We start from the raw sequence: 17,655 nt of genomic DNA, 5'->3' as shown, positions 1-17,655 counted from the left end.
CTGTTTGATTTTGCGGTCAGCGGCGCAGTGGCCGGGCGTGGATGGCGCCGCCCAGCAGCGTGTCGAGTGCTTCGCCTACCGCTTCCTCGTACGTGGGGTGGGGGCGTACGGCCCGGGCCATCTCCTCGACGGTAAGCCCGGCGGTGATGGCCAAGGCGAACTCTCCTACGATATCCGTGGCGCGGTTGCACATGAGTTGCGCGCCCAATATGCGTCCGTCTTCGGCGGCTACCACCTTGATGTAGCTGCGTTCGGCATCGGCAATGATGGTCTTTGCGTTGCCCGATAAGGGGAATTTGCCGGTCTTGAGGGCGATGCCTGCTTCTTTGGCCTCGGCTTCCGTCAGCCCCACCGAGGCGATTTCTGGGCTCGTGTAGATGCAGGAGGGGATGGTGGACGCATCGACGTCGCAGGTGGAACTTGTTAGCGCGCAGACAGCTACGATGCCCTGGGCGGAAGCGGCGTGGGCCAGCTGGATTCCCGCGTCGGCCGCATCGCCGATGGCATACAGGTGGTCGACGGCAGTTTTCATGGAAGCATCCACGGGGATGCGGCCGCGTACGAGCTCGACTCCCAGGTCGGGTGCAAACAGGTCGTCTGCAACCGCCTTGCGGCCGGTGGCCACGAGCACGCCGTCCACTTCCACGGCATGCAGGGCCTCTTTCGCCTCGTAGCGGACGACGAGCGATCCGGCTGGCCCCTGCTCGATGGCTTTTACCGTGGCGCTTGCGGCCACGGTTCCGCCGCGTTTCTTCAGCAGTTGGGCCAAGCTCATGCCCAGTTCGCGGTCAAGGGTGGGGAGTAGGCGACCCATGGCTTCGATTACCGTCACCTCAGCGCCGAGGGCCTGGTAGAATCCAGCGAATTCCGCGCCGATGACGCCGCCGCCGATGATGGCGATGCGGCCAAACTCCGGCACCTGGGCGAGCAGCTCGTCTGAGGTGAGTACGCCTGGCAGGTCGATGCCAGGGATGGGCGGCAGAGCGGGTTTCGAGCCGGGTGCGACGATGAGGTCGTCTGCCTCGAGTACGAATATCGCACCGTCGGATTGCGTCACGCTCACGCGCCCCGGAGCCTCGATGCGCCCGTTGCCCGGCACGACTTCGATGCCGTTCGCGTCCAGCAGGCCTATCACGCCGTTGCGCACGGTGCCGCATACTTCGCCCATGCGCTGCCGTAGGGCGGGAAAGTCGATGCGTGCTCCCTCGACATGCAGCCCTAAGGCTTCGCCGCGGGTTATCTCGCCGAAGAGCTCGGCGGTGTGCAGCAGGGTCTTGGTGGGGATGCATCCGCGATTGAGGCAGGTACCCCCTACCAGGTCGCGCTCGACGAGCGCTACCGACAGTCCCAGCTGCGCCGCCTTGATGGCGGCGACGTAGCCGCCTGGTCCGGCGCCGACGACGATGAGGTTGTAGCGGTCCTGCATAGTTGTCTCCTTCATGGTCGGCGGCTGTTGCTCTCTCGCCGCTCTCGTTTCCGGCTTTGCCGGAAAGGCCCGGGTCGTGTCCTGCTCATGTTCCGCGAACAGATAGCTAGTCCATGCCACGTGCGATACACGCCGCGCAATCGGCTGCCATCGCCCGCTGCTCGGGCGTGCTTGCGGCGGCTTCCACCTGCGCGCAGAGTGCCGCGCGCCTATAGGCGCATCCGGGCAGCGCACTCTCGATGCGTTCCACGAACTCTGTATCGAGGGCATCCGAGAATACCCGCGCCTCGCTTACCGCGCCGCCCTTCACCACGAGGTTCGCATCGAAGTCTCCCCAGGCGAAGCGCTCGTCGAAGCGGTGCGTGAACGGCGGGGTGCTCCCGAGGCGCCACTCACGCGAACTGAAGAACTGTTCGCGTTCGATCAAGCGCTCTGCATCCAAGCGTGCGACGTCGAGCGGCTCGGCTGTCGCGCCGAACTCCCGTTCGGCGGCAGCGATCAGGGCTGCTGCCAGCGCCTCGGTGGTGATGCTCGGCTCCAGGTCCGCCAGGTTCGCCACACGGGATCTCACCGAATCCACGCCCTTGGCCGCCAGCTTGCGCGGATCGGGGTTCAAGTAGTGGCTCAAGCGAGAAAAGTCCACGTTCACCATGAGCGTGCCATGATGGCAGTGAGCTGCTCCGTGGTTGAGAAACGCGTTGCCCGAGAACTTGGATCCTCCGACGGTGAGGTCGTTGCGTCCCGTCACCTGGGCGTCCAAGCCGAGCGAACGCACAGCCTCGCATACTGCGGTGCAGTTGCGCGCCACATCGTAGAGCGGGTCGCGCGCCACGAACGTGAAGTTCAGGTTGCCCAAGTCGTGGAATACCGCCCCGCCGCCGGACAGCCGCCGTGCGATGCGGCCGCCTTCGGCCTCGAACGCCTCGACGCGGCATTCCTTCCATAGGTTCTGGTTGCGGCCGATGACGATGGTATTCCTGTTCTGCCACAGGTACAGCACGACCTCGCCGTCCTGTACCGCATCGCAGAGCGCCTCCTCCCTTGCCAGGTTGGCGAACGGATCGGTGCTTGCGGTTATATGGCTGGTCAGTTTCGTCACGTGCGGCCCTCTCCGGTTTTACAGCCTTCGGCCTTTTTCCTTACGCATCTGCGTCGTCCGGTGTCCAGCGCAGATGCGGATGGCGTGCTGCCTGCACTTCGTCGGGCCGCCCGATGACCGCATCGAACGGTGCCTGATGCAGGTTAACGCTACCTGATACGGCTTCTTCGTAGATTCGGTGCATCACGTCGGCGGCGTGGTCCAACGTCTCGCGGCTTTCCGTCTCGGTCGGTTCGAACATCAGCGCCTCGTGCACGATCAGCGGGAAGTACATGGTGGGCGGGTGCATAGGGAAGTCCAGCATGCGTTTGGCCACGTCGATGGCGGCAAAACCCGTCTGCTCCTTCAGAGGGCCTACGTCCACTACGAACTCGTGCATGCACGGTGCCTTCGTGGCAAGGGGAAATACGTCGGACAAGAGGTGCATCAGGTAGTTCGCGTTCAGCACGGCCGCACGTGCCGCTTGCGGCACGCCCTCGCGTCCCAGCGTCGTCAGGTAGGCAAGCGCGCGCACCACCACGCCGAAGTTGCCGTAGAACGACTTCATGCGACCTACGGAGGCTTCAGGCTCCTCGAAGCGGTAGACACCGTTCTCGCAGGCAACGATTGGATGGGGTAGGAAGCGGCGTAGGTGCTCCTTGCAGCCTACCGGCCCCGAGCCGGGACCGCCGCCGCCGTGGGGCGTGGAGAACGTCTTGTGCAGGTTCACGTGCACGCAGTCGAACCCCATGTCGCCGGGGCGGACAATGCCCATGATGGGGTTGAGGTTCGCCCCGTCGTAGTAGCAAAGGCCTCCCGCCTCGTGCACGATGGCGCATATCTCCAGGATGTTCGGGTCGAACACGCCCAGCGTGTTGGGGTTCGTGAGCATGAGGCCCGCCGTGTCGGGGCCCACGGCTGCGCGCAGGGCTTCCACATCGACGCCGCCCTGGTCGTTAGACGCTACGCTGACGGTCTTGAATCCGGCCATCGAAGCGGTGGCGGGGTTCGTGCCGTGTGCGGCATCGGGCACGATGATGTTCGTGCGTGTTGTGTCGCCTGCGGCTGCATGGAAGGCACGGATCAGCAGCAAGCCCGTGTACTCGCCCTGTGCGCCTGCGGCCGGCTGCAAGGTTACGGCATCCATGCCGCAGATCTCGCCGAGCACCTCGGCCGTGCGGGCCATTACTTCCAGGCAGCCCTGCACACTCTCCTGCGGTTGCAGCGGGTGCACGTCGGCAAAGCCCGGCAGGTTCGCCAGCTCGTCGTTTATGCGCGGGTTGTACTTCATCGTGCAAGAGCCCAACGGGTAGAACCCGTCGCATACGCCGAAAGCCTGACGAGCCAGCTCGGCGTAGTGGCGGCTCAGGTCAATCTCGGCCACTTCGGGCAGGCGGGGGCGCTCGGCGCGGCAGTAGGCCTCGTCGGGTGTGCACTCGTCTACGTCGCAGGAGGGAAGCAACGTCGTTGCGCGCCCCGGGCGCGAGCGTTCGAATATCGTCTTCATCGGGTCACCTCCGCAAGCAGCGCTGCCAGCCGGTCAATGTCTTCCTTGGTGTTCGTTTCGGTGACGCACCACAGTATGCCCTCGTTAAGGGGTAGTCCTGCCAGTATTCCGTGCTCGGTAAGAGCGTGTTCCAACGCCTCTCCCGCGATCGGGCACGTAGTGACGAACTCGTTGAAGAACGGTCGGTCGTATACCAGGTCGAAGCCGGGAACCGCGCAGATCTTCCGGGCGGCGTACTGCGCCTTCGCATAGCTTTGGCGCGCCACCTGCTCGAGGCCTACAGGGCCCATCGCCGAGAGGTAGGCAGCGGCGCCCAGCGCACACAGCGCCTCGTTTGAGCAGACGTTCGACGACGCTTTCTCGCGGCGGATGTGCTGCTCGCGTGCTTGCAGCGTCAGCACGAAGGCGCGGTTGCCGGCGGCATCGACGGTCTGGCCGACAATGCGGCCGGGCAGCTTGCGCATGAGCGCGCTGGTGCAGGCGATGATGCCTAGGTAAGGTCCGCCGAACGAAAGCGGCAGCCCCAGCGCCTGGCCTTCGGCAATGCAGATGTCGGCACCGAGCTCGCCGGGTGCGGCCAGCAGGCCGAGCGTCGTGGGCTCCACGCCCATGATGGCCTTCGCGCCCGCCGTATGGGCGGCTTCGATGATGCCGCGGGCGTCTTCCAGCACCCCGAAGTAGTTCGGCTGCTGGAAGAACACGCAGGCCGCATCGTCGGAGAGAGCGGCTTGCAGTGCTGTCGGGTCCACTGCCCCGTTCGTCGTCGGCACCACGTCCACAGCGACACCCCGGCTGGCCGCATACGTCTGGATGGTCTCGATGAACTGGGGGTGCGCGCTACCCGCCACCACGGCGCGCGTCCGCTTGCGCTCGAGGCACATGAGTATAGCCTCGGCGGCGGCGCTGGCCCCGTCGTAGAGCGAGGCATTCGACACGTCAAGCCCGGTCAGCTCGCATACGAGTGACTGGTACTCGAAGATGGACTGCAGCACGCCCTGACTGATCTCGGCCTGATAGGGTGTGTACGAGGTAATGAACGTCTCGTTTGCCAGTACCGACTTCACGAGGGAGGGGCGGTAATGGTCGTAGGCCCCCGCCCCGCGGAACACGCTGTGGAACACGGTGTTCTTCGCGGCGAGGCCTTCGATGATGCGCCGTGTCTCGAACTCGCTTTTCCCCTCGGGGATAGCCAGCTCGTCGATGACGGTTTGCGCAGGGATGCCCGCGTACAGCTCGTCGACGGATCCGTAACCCATCGATGCGAGCATGCTCGAGTGCTCCTGTGCAGTGGAAGGGAGGTAGTTGCCCATCACGGCACCTTTCTTGAAGTGCGGATACGGGAATTACAGGGTGGCGCAGAACGCCTCGTAGGCTGCCGCGTCCATGAGGCCCTCGGGTTCAGCCGTAACGGAGAGGCGCATAAGCCAGGCGCCGTAGGGGTTCTCGTTGATAAGGGCTGGATTGTCCAGCAGCTCCTCGTTTACTTCCTCGACGGTGCCGGAAAGGGGGCTTACCACGTCGGATACGGCCTTCACCGACTCTACGTCGGCGACGGCTTCCCCAGCACTGGCCTCGTCGCCCGGTTCGGGGAGGTTCACGAATACGAGGTCGCCCAGCTGGTCTTGAGCATAGTCGGTCAGCCCGATCGTGGCCATGCCTTCTGCCAGGGAAACCCATTCATGCGTGTCGGTGTACTTCAACTCTGCGGGAACGCTCATGATCTGCTCCTTGTCTCCGGCCTGCTTGCCGGCTGTCCTTGTCTGCCCCTTGTGTGCTTGTCCTTGAAAAGGAGAGCGGGCCGGGCAGGTCCGCTCTCCTTCGGAAACGCAATGCCTCGTTATCGTGCGCGCCGGTAGAACGGCAGCGCTACGACCTCGGCCTGCACGCGGCGTCCCCGCACGTCGGCCTCGACGGCGTCGCCTACGGCTACGCAACCGGCATCCACCAGCGCCATGGCGCATGCCTGCTTCAAATGCGGGCAGAACGTGCCCGAGGTGGTGTGGCCGATCAGTTTGCCGTCAGCGAACAGGTCGTGCCCGTCGCGGATGATGCCGCGGCCCGTTACCCGCAGCCCGATGCGCTGACGCGCTGGCGTGCCCTTGGCGACGAGGGCCTGCTTGCCGATGAATTCGTCCTTGTCCATTTTTACGGCGAAGCCCAAGCCTGCTTCCAGCGGATCGATCGTTGCATCCATTTCGTGGCCGTACAGCGGCATGGAGGCTTCCAGGCGCAGTGTGTCGCGCGCACCGAGCCCGCAGGGGACGAGCCCCTCGTCGGCTCCGGCCTCGAGCAGCTCTCTCCACAGCTTTGCCGCCTGGTCGGGAGTGCAGTACAGCTCGAAGCCGTCCTCGCCGGTGTAGCCGGTGCGCGATACAAGGCAAACGGCACCCGCCACGTCCACCTCGCGGGTGAAGGTGTAATACTTTTCGGGAAGTGCGGCCGGGTCGGCCAGCCCTTCCAGAATGACAAGTGCCCGGGGCCCTTGCAGCGCAAGCTGCGCCATCTCGTCTGAGACGTCGCGCATGACGGTGCCTTCCAGCAGATGATCGGCCATCCAAGCGACGTCCTTGTCCTTGTTGGCTGCGTTCACCACCACCAGGAACACCTCGTCGTCGATGCGGTAGACGATGAGGTCGTCTACCATGCCCCCGTCGTCATAGCACAGCGCCGCATAGCGGCAACGGCCTGGTGCCAGAGTTGAGTATTCGTTGGTCAGCAGGTGGTTCAGCGTGGCGAGTGCGGTCGGTCCGGCGAGCACGACCTCTCCCATGTGCGATACGTCGAACAGCCCGGCCTTCGTGCGCACGGCCTCGTGCTCGGCCATGAGCCCCGTGGGATACTCGACAGGCAGCAGGTAACCGGCGAAGGGCACGATCTTTCCCTTGCAGGCCACGTGCTCGTCGTACAGTGGCGTCTTCTTCTCCATGCCTACCTCCCGTGCATTCGCGCCCCCGTGTTCAGGCGGAGGCTTGCCGTGGCTTGTCAGAAATGCAAAAAGGCGCGCAGGGGCAATCCCCTGCGCGCCTCTGTCTCTTTACCTGAAAGATGAACCATACGGGCGTGGTGCGTATGCCCCCGCGGCTTGCTTCGTCGGTGCCGCTTGGGCGGCTTTCCAGAGGTTTGTCGGATTCCAGTCCTTTTTGCCTGAGAGTTTCTGCCCCTTCGGCGCCCTTGCGGGTCTCTCCCGGAATCGTCATCCAAACGCGTTGGGGCAAGATTACCATGACGCGGGCGCTCGGTGGACGCGAATTTGGAAAGCACCTTCTGCCTCGATCGACCTTATGCGCAAGCGGAGCGAGGAGGAAGGTGAGCGGGTGTGCTGCGGGGAGAGCATAAACTATCTCTGTGGAGATAGTTTATGCTATACTGCTCCTATCTCTTCAGAGATAGGAGCAGTATGAAAGAACGCCTCACGCTCTACCACGGCTCATGCAGTATCATCGAACATCCCCAGTACGGCAAAGGGAGGCCCTACAACGATTACGGCTTGGGGTTCTACTGCACCGAGCACGTCGAGCTTGCTCGGGAATGGGCCTGTGTGTCCGCAGAATCCGACGGATACGTTAATCGATACCATCTCGATTTGCGGGGACTCTCCGTACTGGACCTTTCGTCAGGGGCGTATGGAATCTTACACTGGCTTGCCTTGCTGTTGGAAAACCGCGTCGTCGACACGAGTCTTCCCTTGGCCGCGCAGGGTAAGGCCTACCTGCGTGAGCAGTTTGCCGTTGATACGAGGTCCTTCGACGTGATAAGGGGATATCGTGCCGACGATAGCTATTTTTCGTTTGCCCGTGCATTTCTCGGGAATGCTATTTCGGTGGAGCAACTTGCCGGTGCTATGAAGCTCGGCGACCTTGGCGAGCAGATCGTGCTGAAAAGCGAGCGCGCATTCAATCTGGTTGACTTCGTATCGGCTGATCCGGTAGCCAGTGCTGTCTATTATCCGAAACGCAAACAGCGCGACGATGAGGCGCGAGCGCACTATCGCGCCCAAGCGCAGGAGCAAGGTCTTAAGGGCCTCTATCTGCTCGACCTTGTTCGCGAAGGGATAGGAGCCAACGATGCACGCCTACGATAAGGCTTACGTGTACGACGCTATGGAGATTCTTGGCGAGGCGTTCGACTTCGCTGCGTGCGCGCAAAACCTCGGCACTCAGCGGTTCTTCGATCTGTTCGTGCAAACGGGTGTTGCCGATGCGTTTGGCGGCGGCTCGCCGCGCTATGTTGCGGGAGTATCGGGCATCGAGCTGGTTCTCATGGTGGGCGAGCAGGCGGGCGCGCCACTTGCTGTTCCCCCTGCGACTCGGCATGCGTCGCTTGACCGCACGCCGGAGTACTGGAGCGGCTGGATACTCGCGTATGTGCAATGGCGCTCGGGTCGCACGTTCGCCTCTCTTGGTGCGGCTGTGCGAGTTGAAGACTTGCTGCGCCTCTACAAGCCTCTGCACGAGGCATCGGAAGACCGTGCAGCTGATGAAATCGAAGCTCTTATCGATGGTGGGGATAGGCTTGTGCGACTCAAAACCATCCGCCAGGCACGTGGCATGACCCAGCTGCAGCTGGCTGAGGCGGCGGGCACGTCGTTGCGCGCCATCCAGCAATACGAGCAGCGCGTGAAGAATATCGACAAGGCGGCGGGCATCAAGTTGTATGCGCTCGCCCAAGCGCTCGGCTGCAAGATGGAAGACCTGCTGGAATTTAACTCACCGGCATCCTCTTGAAGGGGTCGGGAGTCCCGGCTTCTTCGCCACGACTACCCCCTTGGGGCGATCCCTCGCCCCTGGCCTCTTCGCCACGTGCGCTCCTGTTGAGCGAACCCTAAGCTTCTGGCTTCTTCGCCACGTGCACAGCCGCAATGCCGCCGGTGTAGTTCTTCCAGGTAATATCCCGAAATCCCGCCTTCTCCATAAGCTCGGCTAGGCCCTTTTGGTCGGGGAAGGCCTTGATGGAGCGGGAGAGGTACACAAATCCCTCGCGGTCGCCGGTGATGAGCCCGCCCCAGAAAGGGATGAGGTGCTTCAAATAGAATCCGTACAGTGCGCGCCACAGGCGCATCGGCGGTGTGGAGAATTCTAGGCACACCAGCGCGCCTCCCGGTTTCAGCACGCGCAGCATCTCGGAGAGCGCGCGCTCGCGCTCGGGCATGTTGCGGATGCCATAGGCCATGGTGATGGCATCGTAGCTGGCGTCGGCGTAGGGGATGTTCTGCGCGTCGACCACTTCGAAGTCTATCGGCACCTCACCGCTCGCGCCATCCGCAAAATGAGCGCGCGCCACGTCCAGCATCTCGTCTACGAGGTCGGTGCATTGGATGTGGCGAGGATGCTTGGCTTTTGCGACGGCGAAAGCTACGTCTCCGGTGCCGCCCGCAAGGTCCAGCACGTCGTCGCTTGCGCCGATGGGGGCCTGCTTCATCATGCCTGCCAGCCAAGTTCGGTACGCGCCGAAGCTCGACACGGCGTTGAACCGCTCGTATTTCTTGGCAATGCTGGAGAATATGTCCTTTACGCGCTCGGAAGACAGTTGCGCAGGTGCTTCCTGACCGGTGGCGGTGTCGATGCTCACGGGTAATGCTCCATCGTGGTTGGGAATCGGGCGAAGCCACAGTATACGCCACGTTGCCGAAGCCGCGCAGGGGCAGCTTCGCGTTTTGGGGTCCGAGGTGCAAGAAGCGTGGAGTTACGGGGAACCCTCGCGGGGAATCGTATAATCTCCTTCACCCTATTTAAGTTGAGGCCCGGTACGCCTGCGCTGGGCGCGCGTGGGCGCTAATACAAGGAGCACTTTTGCAAAACGATCCTCTATTTGAAGAAGAGCAGAGCCACCTCACCGAGACTTACGAGAAGTTGCAGGCCATGGGCCGCGACCTGGTGGCCAAGATGAACAAGAACAGTCAGGACGCGGCTTCTGACAAGCTGGCCATGTGCGACGAGGTGTCCCCGAACTTCGCCAGCTACAGCGATGCCATGGAAACCTATGCCGACTACGCAACCATCAACCGCGTGATCGACGCCTACAACATCACGCAGAGCGTCGACGCCGAGAAGCTGAACAGCATCCGCTTGCTGCTGAAGCAGCCTTATTTCGCGAAGGTTGCCTTGCAGTTCGAGCCGAGCGAGGCTCCCAAGGAGCTCTACATCGGCACGGCGGGCGTCTCCGACGAGAATCGCCGCCGCCTGGTGGTCGATTGGCGCTCGCCGGTGGCCGAGGTGTACTACAACCAGGAAAACGGCCCCACGTCCTACAGGGCCAATGGCCGCACCATCGAGGCTGATCTCAAGCTGCGCCGTCAGTTCGACCTTCAGGCCGACAAGCTGTATGCGTACTTCGACACCAGCGTGGCCATTCAGGACTCGCTTTTGCTGGCCTCGCTGTCGAAGCAGCGGACGGCGCGCATGCAGGCCATCACCGCGACCATCCAGAAGGAGCAGAACCTGGTCATTCGCCATGAAGACGTGCCGGCGCTGCTGGTGGGCGGCATCGCGGGCAGCGGGAAGACCTCGGTGCTCATGCAGCGTATCGCGTACTTGTTCTACCAGCGGCGCAACGACCTCGACCCCAGCGAGGTGTTCCTGATCACGCCCAACCCGGTGTTCCAGCGCTATATCGATCAAGTGCTGCCCGACTTGGGCGAGCGCAATCCCGCCTGCCTTACCTGGGATGAGTTCCTGCGGGGCGTGATGCCTCCCGATCGCATTGGCGGGCAGGCAGACGTGCCCCTCGATATGCTGAAGCGCATCGACGCGGCCTCGGAAAGCTTCTCGTTTAGCAGCCAGGATTTCAGGGAGGTGCGCGCCGGCGGGGAGCGCTTCTTCTCGGTCGGGCAGATACAGCAGGTGGCCGCCAAGTTCAAGAAGATCCCCGCAGGCCCTCACCTGGTCACCCTCATGCGCGAAGAGCTGGGCGGGCGCCTTGAGAGCCGCCTCAAGCAACTGGCGGCAACAGATGATGTACTCGACGAGATAGCGTCGTTCACCCCGGACGAGCAGATGAAGACGTTCGGTGAGACGTTCAACGCGCATGACGAAGACGAGGTGCGCGTGTGGGCCCGGCAGTATGTGAACGCACGTTATGCCGATGCGGCCAAGGCTGTCGAGAACGACGACTGGCTGCGTATCGACCGTATCGGCATGAGGCTCTTGGGGGTGGAGAACCTGGTGCCGGTGGCGTGGCTGTACCTGAAGATGGCTCTGACGGGCCTTGGCAACGCGGGTGCTAAGTACGTGATGATCGACGAGGTGCAGGACTACACCGCCGCCCAGTTGGTCGTGCTGGCGCGCTATTTCCGGCGTGCGCACTTCCTGCTGTTGGGCGATGAGAACCAGGCCATCAACCCGGACACGGCGACCTTCGATGAGGTCCGCTCGGTGTTTCGAGACGTGCGCGGCTCGGTCGACGAGTGCCGGCTTATGACCAGCTATCGGTCGTCTCCCCAGATTACCGAGATGTTCGCGCATCTGGTCGACAAAGAGGCCCGCATGCAGATATCGTCTATCCAGCGCGCGGACGTCGCCCCGGTGATCGTGGAGTGCGCAAGCGAGCAGGAGCGTGATCGCGCACTGTCGCGCGTTATCGAGGAGGCAACGCCCGACAAGGGGCTTACGGCAGTGATACTTCCCCACAAGCACCTGGTCCGGCAGATGCAGAAAAAGCTGGGCGAGCAGGCACCTTTGCTCATCGACGCGAACGCGACGCTCCCCGAGCGAGGTGTCGTGCTTACGTCGCTCAAGTACGCGAAGGGTCTAGAGTTCGACCACGTGGTCATCCCCGACGCCTCCGCGCAGGCATTTCCCGACGACGCGCTTTCCCGACGCCGCCTCTACACCACCGTGTCGCGCGCCACGCGCAAGATCACGCTGCTGGTAGAAGGAGAGCTAACGCCCCTGCTGAGGGAGTGTGTTTAACCGTGAAAGCTAGAAGCCGTACACGATCTCGCTGGTTTTCCGCAGGTGGTCGGCCAGATGCGGAACAGCGAACCGAATCGATCCCCGCCGGGCCGGTTCGACGATGCCGCCGTCGATGAGGCGTTTGCGATATTTCTGCGCGTAATCGTAGCTGACGCCCATGCGCACGGCAATGTCCGCAATACGACTCTCCCGCTGGTCTTCGGCCATAGCGCGGAGAAAGCAGATATCTTTATCTGAAAGGGCGGCAAGCGTGGTGCCACATACGTCGTTTTCGAAGCTGGTCCTCGCCTGCGCGAGGGCTCTTTCGAGTTCGCTTTCCCCTATGGCGCCCTCTTCCGAATACGTTACGATATTGTGCCCTACAAGCTGAAGAAGGTAAGGGGAGCCGAAGGTCGCGGCGACCGCCCTGTTCCGGAAGGGCTCGGGAACACAAAGGCCCATCTGGGCGAACGCTTTTATGAAGAACGCATCGATATCGGTGGGAGCCAAAGGATCTAGCTGCATTTTGTTGGCGCGATTGAGGAACGTGAGAACGCGATCGTTTAATGTTGCCGAAACGGCACCGGGCAGTCCGGCCATGACGAGTGCGATATTCGCCTGGTTGCCGACAAGTTCTTGGTAAGCGGCGACAAGTTGGCGAATCCGGGGGTCGTTTCCCTGTGTCTCGTCAACCAAAATGAGCACCCCCTTGCCATGTGGCGCCAAAGCGTTGCATAAACGGGATAGCTTGTACTGAAAGGTTTTTGATTCCTGCGTATCCCTACTGAATTGAAGTCCTGCCGAAAAGCCCAGAGCTCCGATGCTTCCGCCGGTAAGATGTGTGGCTTTCTCTTTGCCGTACTGCTCGCCATCGTCCTGAATCTTTTCAAGAATGCGCTCGAGCATATCCTCGGTGGCGATGGTTGGGCTTGCTACAACGAATCCCAGGGTTCGCGCGCGATCCGCCAGCTCCCAAAGAAGCACGGTCTTCCCGGACCCGCGCTGTCCTAAAAGCAGCGTTGCCCGATTTCGGCTTCCCGGCGGGTCTTTCAGTCCGTCAAGCATGCAGGAAATCACGGTGTCTCGTCCCACCAAGCAGCTGGGGCGATTGCCGAATGCAGGAGAAAATACTGTATCTTTCATAAAGCCCCTTTCCTTTTTTTCCTATTCTTTCCTTTTTTTCCTATTTGTCAATAAACGAATGTACGCAGCAGGTAGATGCGTGTTGTATGGAGGTACATAAGAGAAAGCGGGGATTAGCCGAACAGCGTCGCTAGACCTTCTTGTCGCGGAGTTTGTCCAGTTTGCGAGCTTCGCGCGCACCTTTCGCACCGCCGGCGCCCTGCAGGCCTCCAGCCCCGCGCGGTACCGTGCGTTCGATCTCGCCGCGGGCCAGTGCTTCGGCGCGCTCGCGCTCTTCGGCCATCATCTGCTCCAGCAGCGGGTCGTGCTCGACGGTGCGCGCTGCAACGCCCTGGATGGCCGGTGCCGCACCTGCTACGGCTGACGTACCGGCGCGTCCCGCTTCCAGCTGCGCGTTCGCGCGGTCGAAGGCCTCGTTCGTGTTCTCCTGCGAGAATCCGGGTGCCACGACGCTGCCGAAGGCGGCAACTTGCTCGCCGTCCTCGCCGGCAAGCGCGCGACCGTCGCCCATACCGTCCACGGCGAGTCCTTTGAACGAGCAGTTCGCGGTGCCGTCGGCGTTCCAGGCGGGCGAGAGCGTGCCGTTTTCTTGGTCCGCGTAATCGAAATCGCTACAGGCGGGACGCCACGTGCCGGTGAGGCGCGACGCGAAGTTCGCCGGCTCGTTGGCAAGCCAGAGCTTGGCGAGGTGCTTGGCATGTGTCGGCTTCACATTGAACGCCCAGTTCAACTCTGACTTCTCGGCTACCGTGTTCTCGGACAGGCGCTCGAACTCCTCTTTGAGCGCCCCCATGCGCGCGTCGATGCGGCCCACGCCGTTGTACAGCACGTCGTCTAGGCGGTTCATCTGCTCGCGTGCCTCGCGGATACGCTTGTCGGTAGCGGCGGACATGCCGGCGTCCAGAATGCCGTGCTCGCCTTTGATGCGGTTCAGGTCCAGGGCGGCGTCGTAGGTGGCGTCCACCATCTCGTCCACGCTCATGTAGGTGCTCTCGTAATTCATGATGTGCTTCCACGAGGGCAGGATCATGCGCTCGCGGTGCTCCTCGAACGTGCGGGCGCGCAGTTTGTAGCCGTATTTCTCCGGGTTGTCGAACGCGATGGAGCCCACATCCAGAAACGGCGCCATGGGGCTGGTCAGCACCACCAGGCGTGGATCGTAGTTCACGCGTTCGTAGAGGTGCTGCACGTAGGCGCCCGTCTCGCGCACGCTGTCCGCCGTCTGCTGGGGGATGCCTGTCATGAAGTACAGGTCGAACCGCTCGCAGTTCGGGTGCGACAGCGCGTCCACGATGGTCTGCTCCAACTCGGCCATCTTGTAGTGGCCCTTGCCGAATGCCTTGCGCACGTCGTCGTCGTGGCTCTCGGCCGAGATTTCGACCGACCAGTTTCCCAGGTTGTTGTCGAGCAGCTGGTAGAATTCGTCGCCGCCCGGCGGCGGCCCGAAGAACTCGAAGCCGATGGGATTGTGCACCTTGCCCTTGAGCCCCGTGATGAACTCGTGGGTGTACGCCTCGCCCGCCTGCAAGAAGTCGTTCAGTACGAAGATGGGGCCCCACACGTGGTTCTGCACGTGCTGGATATCGCGGATGAGCAGCTGGGGGTCGCGCCAGGCCACGCGACGGCGCCCGAAGTGGTTCTTGAACGCATAGGCGCTGCCGCCGCAGGTGGCGCAGTTGCGCGCGCAGCCACGGCAGGTAAGGCTGGCCGTGACGGGGTAGGACAGCCACCCTTTCATGGGCAGGTAGCTAGTCATGTCGTGATGGCGCAGCACGCCCTTCATGGGGTAGGCATAATCCAACGAGATGGCGTTCATGTCGTCCGGCACCCAGGAAAGCGGGTTGATGTGCACGGCGCCTGTGGAGTCCTTCCAGGTGAGGTTCGGAATATCCGACAAATCGCCAATGGGCGTATGGGTCTTCGCCGCACGCGACACCCGCTCCACGAGCATGCGCATGGGTTCCTCGGTGGAGTCGCCGCGCAGCACGTAGTCGATGCAGTCGTAGGCGATCAGATCTTCGTGGAAGATGCTCGATGACAGCCCGCCGAACGATACGGGCACGTGCGGGTGCAGCTGCTTGAGCAGCTTCGCCACCTCGATGGAACCGTGGCAGTGCGGCATCCAGTGCAGGTCGATGCCGAACATATGGGCGTCCAAGCGGCCCAGGTTCTTCTCTACGTCGAAGTTCTTCTTGTGTAGCATCATGGACGCCAGGTTGTAGATGCGCGCGTGCAGTCCGTGGCGCTCGAAGTACTCGCAAAGCGTGGTCAGCCCGAGCGGGTACATCTCGAAGATGGGCGTAGAGGGCACCATGTCGGACACGGGCCCGTACATGATGGAGCGCTCGCGGAAGTCGTAGGTGGCGGGCGCGTGGATGAATGTCATATCAAGAGTTTGCATAGCAACGGGGAAGTATATCGCATGCGGGCGAATCTGCCGGCTGCGATGCGGTGGTTTCCCTATTCCTCACACCGATTGCCCTATGTGCTTTCGCGGGAGAACGTGCCGGGAATGCTATCATACGCATCACGCGATTATCCTAAGAGATTAGGCGGGCCATCCATGTTGTTGTGCGCACAGTACGTTCTTCCCATTACCGACGAGCCGTTCCAGGACGGTGCCGTGTTGGTGCGCGACGGCCGCATTTGCGATCTGGGCGCGGCCGATATGCTCAAGATGCGCTATCCCGATGAGGAAGTGGTCAATTACGGCCAAGCCGCCATTATGCCCGGCCTGGTGGATATGCATACCCACCTGGAGAACTCCGTCATGCGCGGCATCGTCCACGACGTGCCCTATACAACCTGGGTTTTGTCCATGTTGGAAAAAAGCGCGAAGATGGACGTGAGCGACTGGTACGACTCGGCTATTCTCGGTGGTCTTGAGGCGCTTTCCAGCGGCATCACCTGCGTTGCCGACATTACCACCACGGGCGCTCCCTGTACGGCTACGCAAAAGCTGGGCATGCGCAGTGTGATCTATCGCGAGGTGGGCGCTATGGACAAGCGCCGCGTGGATTACGCCATGCGTGTGGCGGAAAACGACATCTTGCACTGGCGCGAGGAAGTCGACTCCGACCGCATCACCATCGGCGTTGCCCCGGCGGCAATCTACGCCTGTCACCCCTCCGTGTTCGGCAAGGTGTCGGAGTTCGCCTGTCGCGAGAACCTGCCCGTTGCCATGCATCTGGCTGGCAGCCAGGAAGAGTACAAGTTCATCAAATACGGCTCGTCGCCGTTTGCGGTGCATACGATGGACCAGAAGCGCGGCTACGTGGAGATTCCGCCCTGGCTGCCCACGGGCACCACCCCGGTGCGCTACGCGCTGAACTGGGGCGCTTTCGAATCGCCGAACGTAGTGGCCATCCATTGCGTGCACGTGGACGATGAAGACATCAAGAAGCTGAAGGAATACGACGTGGCCGTGGCTGCGTGTCCGCGCTGCAACGCACAGTTGGGTATGGGTGTGGCTCCGCTGACGGAGTTCGTGCGTGCCGGTCTGCGCACGGGCCTGGGCACCGACTCGCCGGCTGCCACCGATTCGACGGACATGCTCACCGAGATGCGCATCGGCATGCTGGTGCAGCGTGCGGTAAACGTGAACGAGTTCCTCGATTCGCAGACGATGCTGGAAATGGCGACCATCGGCGGTGCGCGTGCACTCAAGCTGGACGACAAGATCGGTTCGCTGGAAATAGGCAAGCGTGCCGACATCGTGGCCGTGGACCTTTCCGGATCGCATCAGACCCCTACGACCGATCCTGTGTCGGCAGTGGTGAACACGTGCAACGGCGCCGATGTGCTTATGACGATGGTTGACGGCAAGACGCTGTACGAGAAGAGTAAATGGCATGTTGACGTGGAAGTGGCGAAGAACATTGCCCGCGTCATCGAGATTCGCGGAAAACTGAGGGTGTAGGCGCATGACAAAGCAGCAGCAGAAGTTGACGGCACAGCAGAAAAGCGATCGCATCAAGGCGACCCAAGAGCGGGAACGTCGAGAGAAAGAACAGCGAGCGCGTTCGGAGAAGACCAAGAAAATATTCACGATCGTCATCTGCGTCGTGCTGGTGCTGGCCTTGGGCATACCAACGATGGCTTTGGCCTTCTTGGGCACCGGCAGCTAAGACAGGGCGCCTGCCGGGGCGACAGCTCCTGCTGCCTGTTTTTTCTGTAGAGACCACGGAGGTACCGTGCTGGTACGCGTTTGTGATACTATAAATCGTTGCCCATAGGGCACGGTAAGAAGAGCGAGACAGCGCAAAGGGGTTTGCTTTGTTTGGTATAGGTGGATTCGAGCTTTTCCTCATCCTGCTGTTCGGGTTCCTCATTTTCGGGCCCGACAAATTGCCAGTTATGGCAAAAACGCTGGGGAAGGCCATTGGTAAATTCAGGAGTGCTCAGGAGGAGATGAACAAGGTCATCAAGACCGAAGTGTTCGATCCTAACTCTGACGAGCCGTTCAAGAACCCGCTCGATGTGCTGGCGAAAGCTGGCGAGGGCGACAAGAAGGACAAAGACGACAAGCAGGAGAGCTTCTCCGAGCGCAAGGCGCGCTACGATAAGGAGCGCGCTGCCAGAAAGGCTACGGAAGCCGAGAAGGCCGACGCGA

Annotated in this window: 15 protein-coding genes and 1 riboswitch; of the genes, 6 read left to right on the top strand and 9 right to left on the bottom strand. The window is 62.0% G+C overall.

Annotation, left to right across the window (positions count from 1 at the left end; translation table 11 throughout):
• Positions 1-16: 16 nt before the first annotated feature.
• The 6 genes from lpdA to gcvT all read right to left on the bottom strand — a co-directional run bounded on the left by lpdA (position 17) and on the right by gcvT (position 6,937).
• Complete coding sequence (gene lpdA / locus RR842_RS00405; protein ID WP_332728780.1) at positions 17-1,426, bottom strand: dihydrolipoyl dehydrogenase; 1,410 nt, start codon at positions 1,424-1,426, stop codon at positions 17-19.
• Positions 1,427-1,532: 106 nt separating this feature from the next.
• On the bottom strand, positions 1,533-2,525 hold the full coding sequence (locus RR842_RS00400; RefSeq protein ID WP_332522055.1) for a lipoate--protein ligase: 993 nt from the start codon (positions 2,523-2,525) through the stop codon (positions 1,533-1,535).
• Between the two features lie 40 nt (positions 2,526-2,565).
• Entirely contained in the window at positions 2,566-4,011 is a 1,446-nt protein-coding gene (gcvPB, locus tag RR842_RS00395; protein ID WP_332511740.1) for an aminomethyl-transferring glycine dehydrogenase subunit GcvPB, read from the bottom strand.
• The gene (gcvPA, locus tag RR842_RS00390; protein WP_332728778.1) at positions 4,008-5,321 is read right to left on the bottom strand and encodes an aminomethyl-transferring glycine dehydrogenase subunit GcvPA; all 1,314 of its coding nucleotides are present in this window, start codon (positions 5,319-5,321) and stop codon (positions 4,008-4,010) included. Before gcvPA ends, gcvPB begins: the two co-directional genes overlap by 4 nt.
• Before the next feature lie 33 nt (positions 5,322-5,354).
• Positions 5,355-5,729, bottom strand: coding sequence for a glycine cleavage system protein GcvH (gcvH, locus tag RR842_RS00385; RefSeq protein ID WP_332728777.1), 375 nt, complete (start codon positions 5,727-5,729; stop codon positions 5,355-5,357).
• 119 nt (positions 5,730-5,848) lie between these two features.
• Positions 5,849-6,937: a glycine cleavage system aminomethyltransferase GcvT gene (gene gcvT, locus RR842_RS00380; protein ID WP_332574382.1), complete on the bottom strand. Its 1,089-nt coding sequence runs from the start codon at positions 6,935-6,937 to the stop codon at positions 5,849-5,851.
• 195 nt (positions 6,938-7,132) lie between these two features.
• A riboswitch (glycine riboswitch) is annotated at positions 7,133-7,208 on the bottom strand.
• A gap of 200 nt (positions 7,209-7,408) precedes the next feature.
• On the opposite strand from gcvT, the gene RR842_RS00375 reads away from it, so the two are divergent.
• Positions 7,409-8,092: a DUF3990 domain-containing protein gene (locus RR842_RS00375; protein WP_332511746.1), complete on the top strand. Its 684-nt coding sequence runs from the start codon at positions 7,409-7,411 to the stop codon at positions 8,090-8,092.
• A complete protein-coding gene (locus RR842_RS00370; protein ID WP_332522056.1) occupies positions 8,076-8,735 on the top strand; it encodes a helix-turn-helix transcriptional regulator in 660 nt (219 codons plus the stop codon). Before RR842_RS00375 ends, RR842_RS00370 begins: the two co-directional genes overlap by 17 nt.
• Positions 8,736-8,832: 97 nt before the next feature.
• On the opposite strand, the gene RR842_RS00365 is transcribed toward RR842_RS00370, so the two are convergent.
• Positions 8,833-9,579, bottom strand: a complete 747-nt coding sequence (locus RR842_RS00365; RefSeq protein ID WP_332511748.1) for a class I SAM-dependent methyltransferase — start codon at positions 9,577-9,579, stop codon at positions 8,833-8,835.
• 221 nt (positions 9,580-9,800) lie between these two features.
• On the opposite strand from RR842_RS00365, the gene RR842_RS00360 reads away from it, so the two are divergent.
• Positions 9,801-11,918, top strand: coding sequence for a UvrD-helicase domain-containing protein (locus RR842_RS00360; protein ID WP_332511749.1), 2,118 nt, complete (start codon positions 9,801-9,803; stop codon positions 11,916-11,918).
• Between the two features lie 9 nt (positions 11,919-11,927).
• On the opposite strand, the gene RR842_RS00355 is transcribed toward RR842_RS00360, so the two are convergent.
• Positions 11,928-13,043, bottom strand: a complete 1,116-nt coding sequence (locus RR842_RS00355; protein WP_332511751.1) for an ATP-binding protein — start codon at positions 13,041-13,043, stop codon at positions 11,928-11,930.
• A gap of 130 nt (positions 13,044-13,173) precedes the next feature.
• Entirely contained in the window at positions 13,174-15,429 is a 2,256-nt protein-coding gene (locus tag RR842_RS00350) for a TIGR04190 family B12-binding domain/radical SAM domain protein (RefSeq protein WP_332517296.1), read from the bottom strand.
• Positions 15,430-15,606: 177 nt separating this feature from the next.
• Here RR842_RS00350 and RR842_RS00345 point away from each other — a divergent pair, with 177 nt between their 5' ends.
• The 3 genes from RR842_RS00345 to RR842_RS00335 all read left to right on the top strand — a co-directional run.
• Positions 15,607-16,962, top strand: a complete 1,356-nt coding sequence (locus RR842_RS00345) for an amidohydrolase family protein (protein ID WP_332511754.1) — start codon at positions 15,607-15,609, stop codon at positions 16,960-16,962.
• A 4-nt stretch (positions 16,963-16,966) separates the two neighbouring features.
• Complete coding sequence (locus tag RR842_RS00340) at positions 16,967-17,170, top strand: CASC3 protein CASC3 (protein WP_332511755.1); 204 nt, start codon at positions 16,967-16,969, stop codon at positions 17,168-17,170.
• Positions 17,171-17,318: 148 nt separating this feature from the next.
• Positions 17,319-17,655, top strand: a 337-nt coding sequence (locus RR842_RS00335) for a twin-arginine translocase TatA/TatE family subunit (RefSeq protein WP_332565472.1), incomplete at its 3' end; no start/stop codon positions are given.

Source organism: Gordonibacter sp., assembly GCF_036667095.1.
Classification (GTDB): domain Bacteria; phylum Actinomycetota; class Coriobacteriia; order Coriobacteriales; family Eggerthellaceae; genus Gordonibacter.
This window is presented reverse-complemented; position numbering and strand designations above follow the sequence as displayed.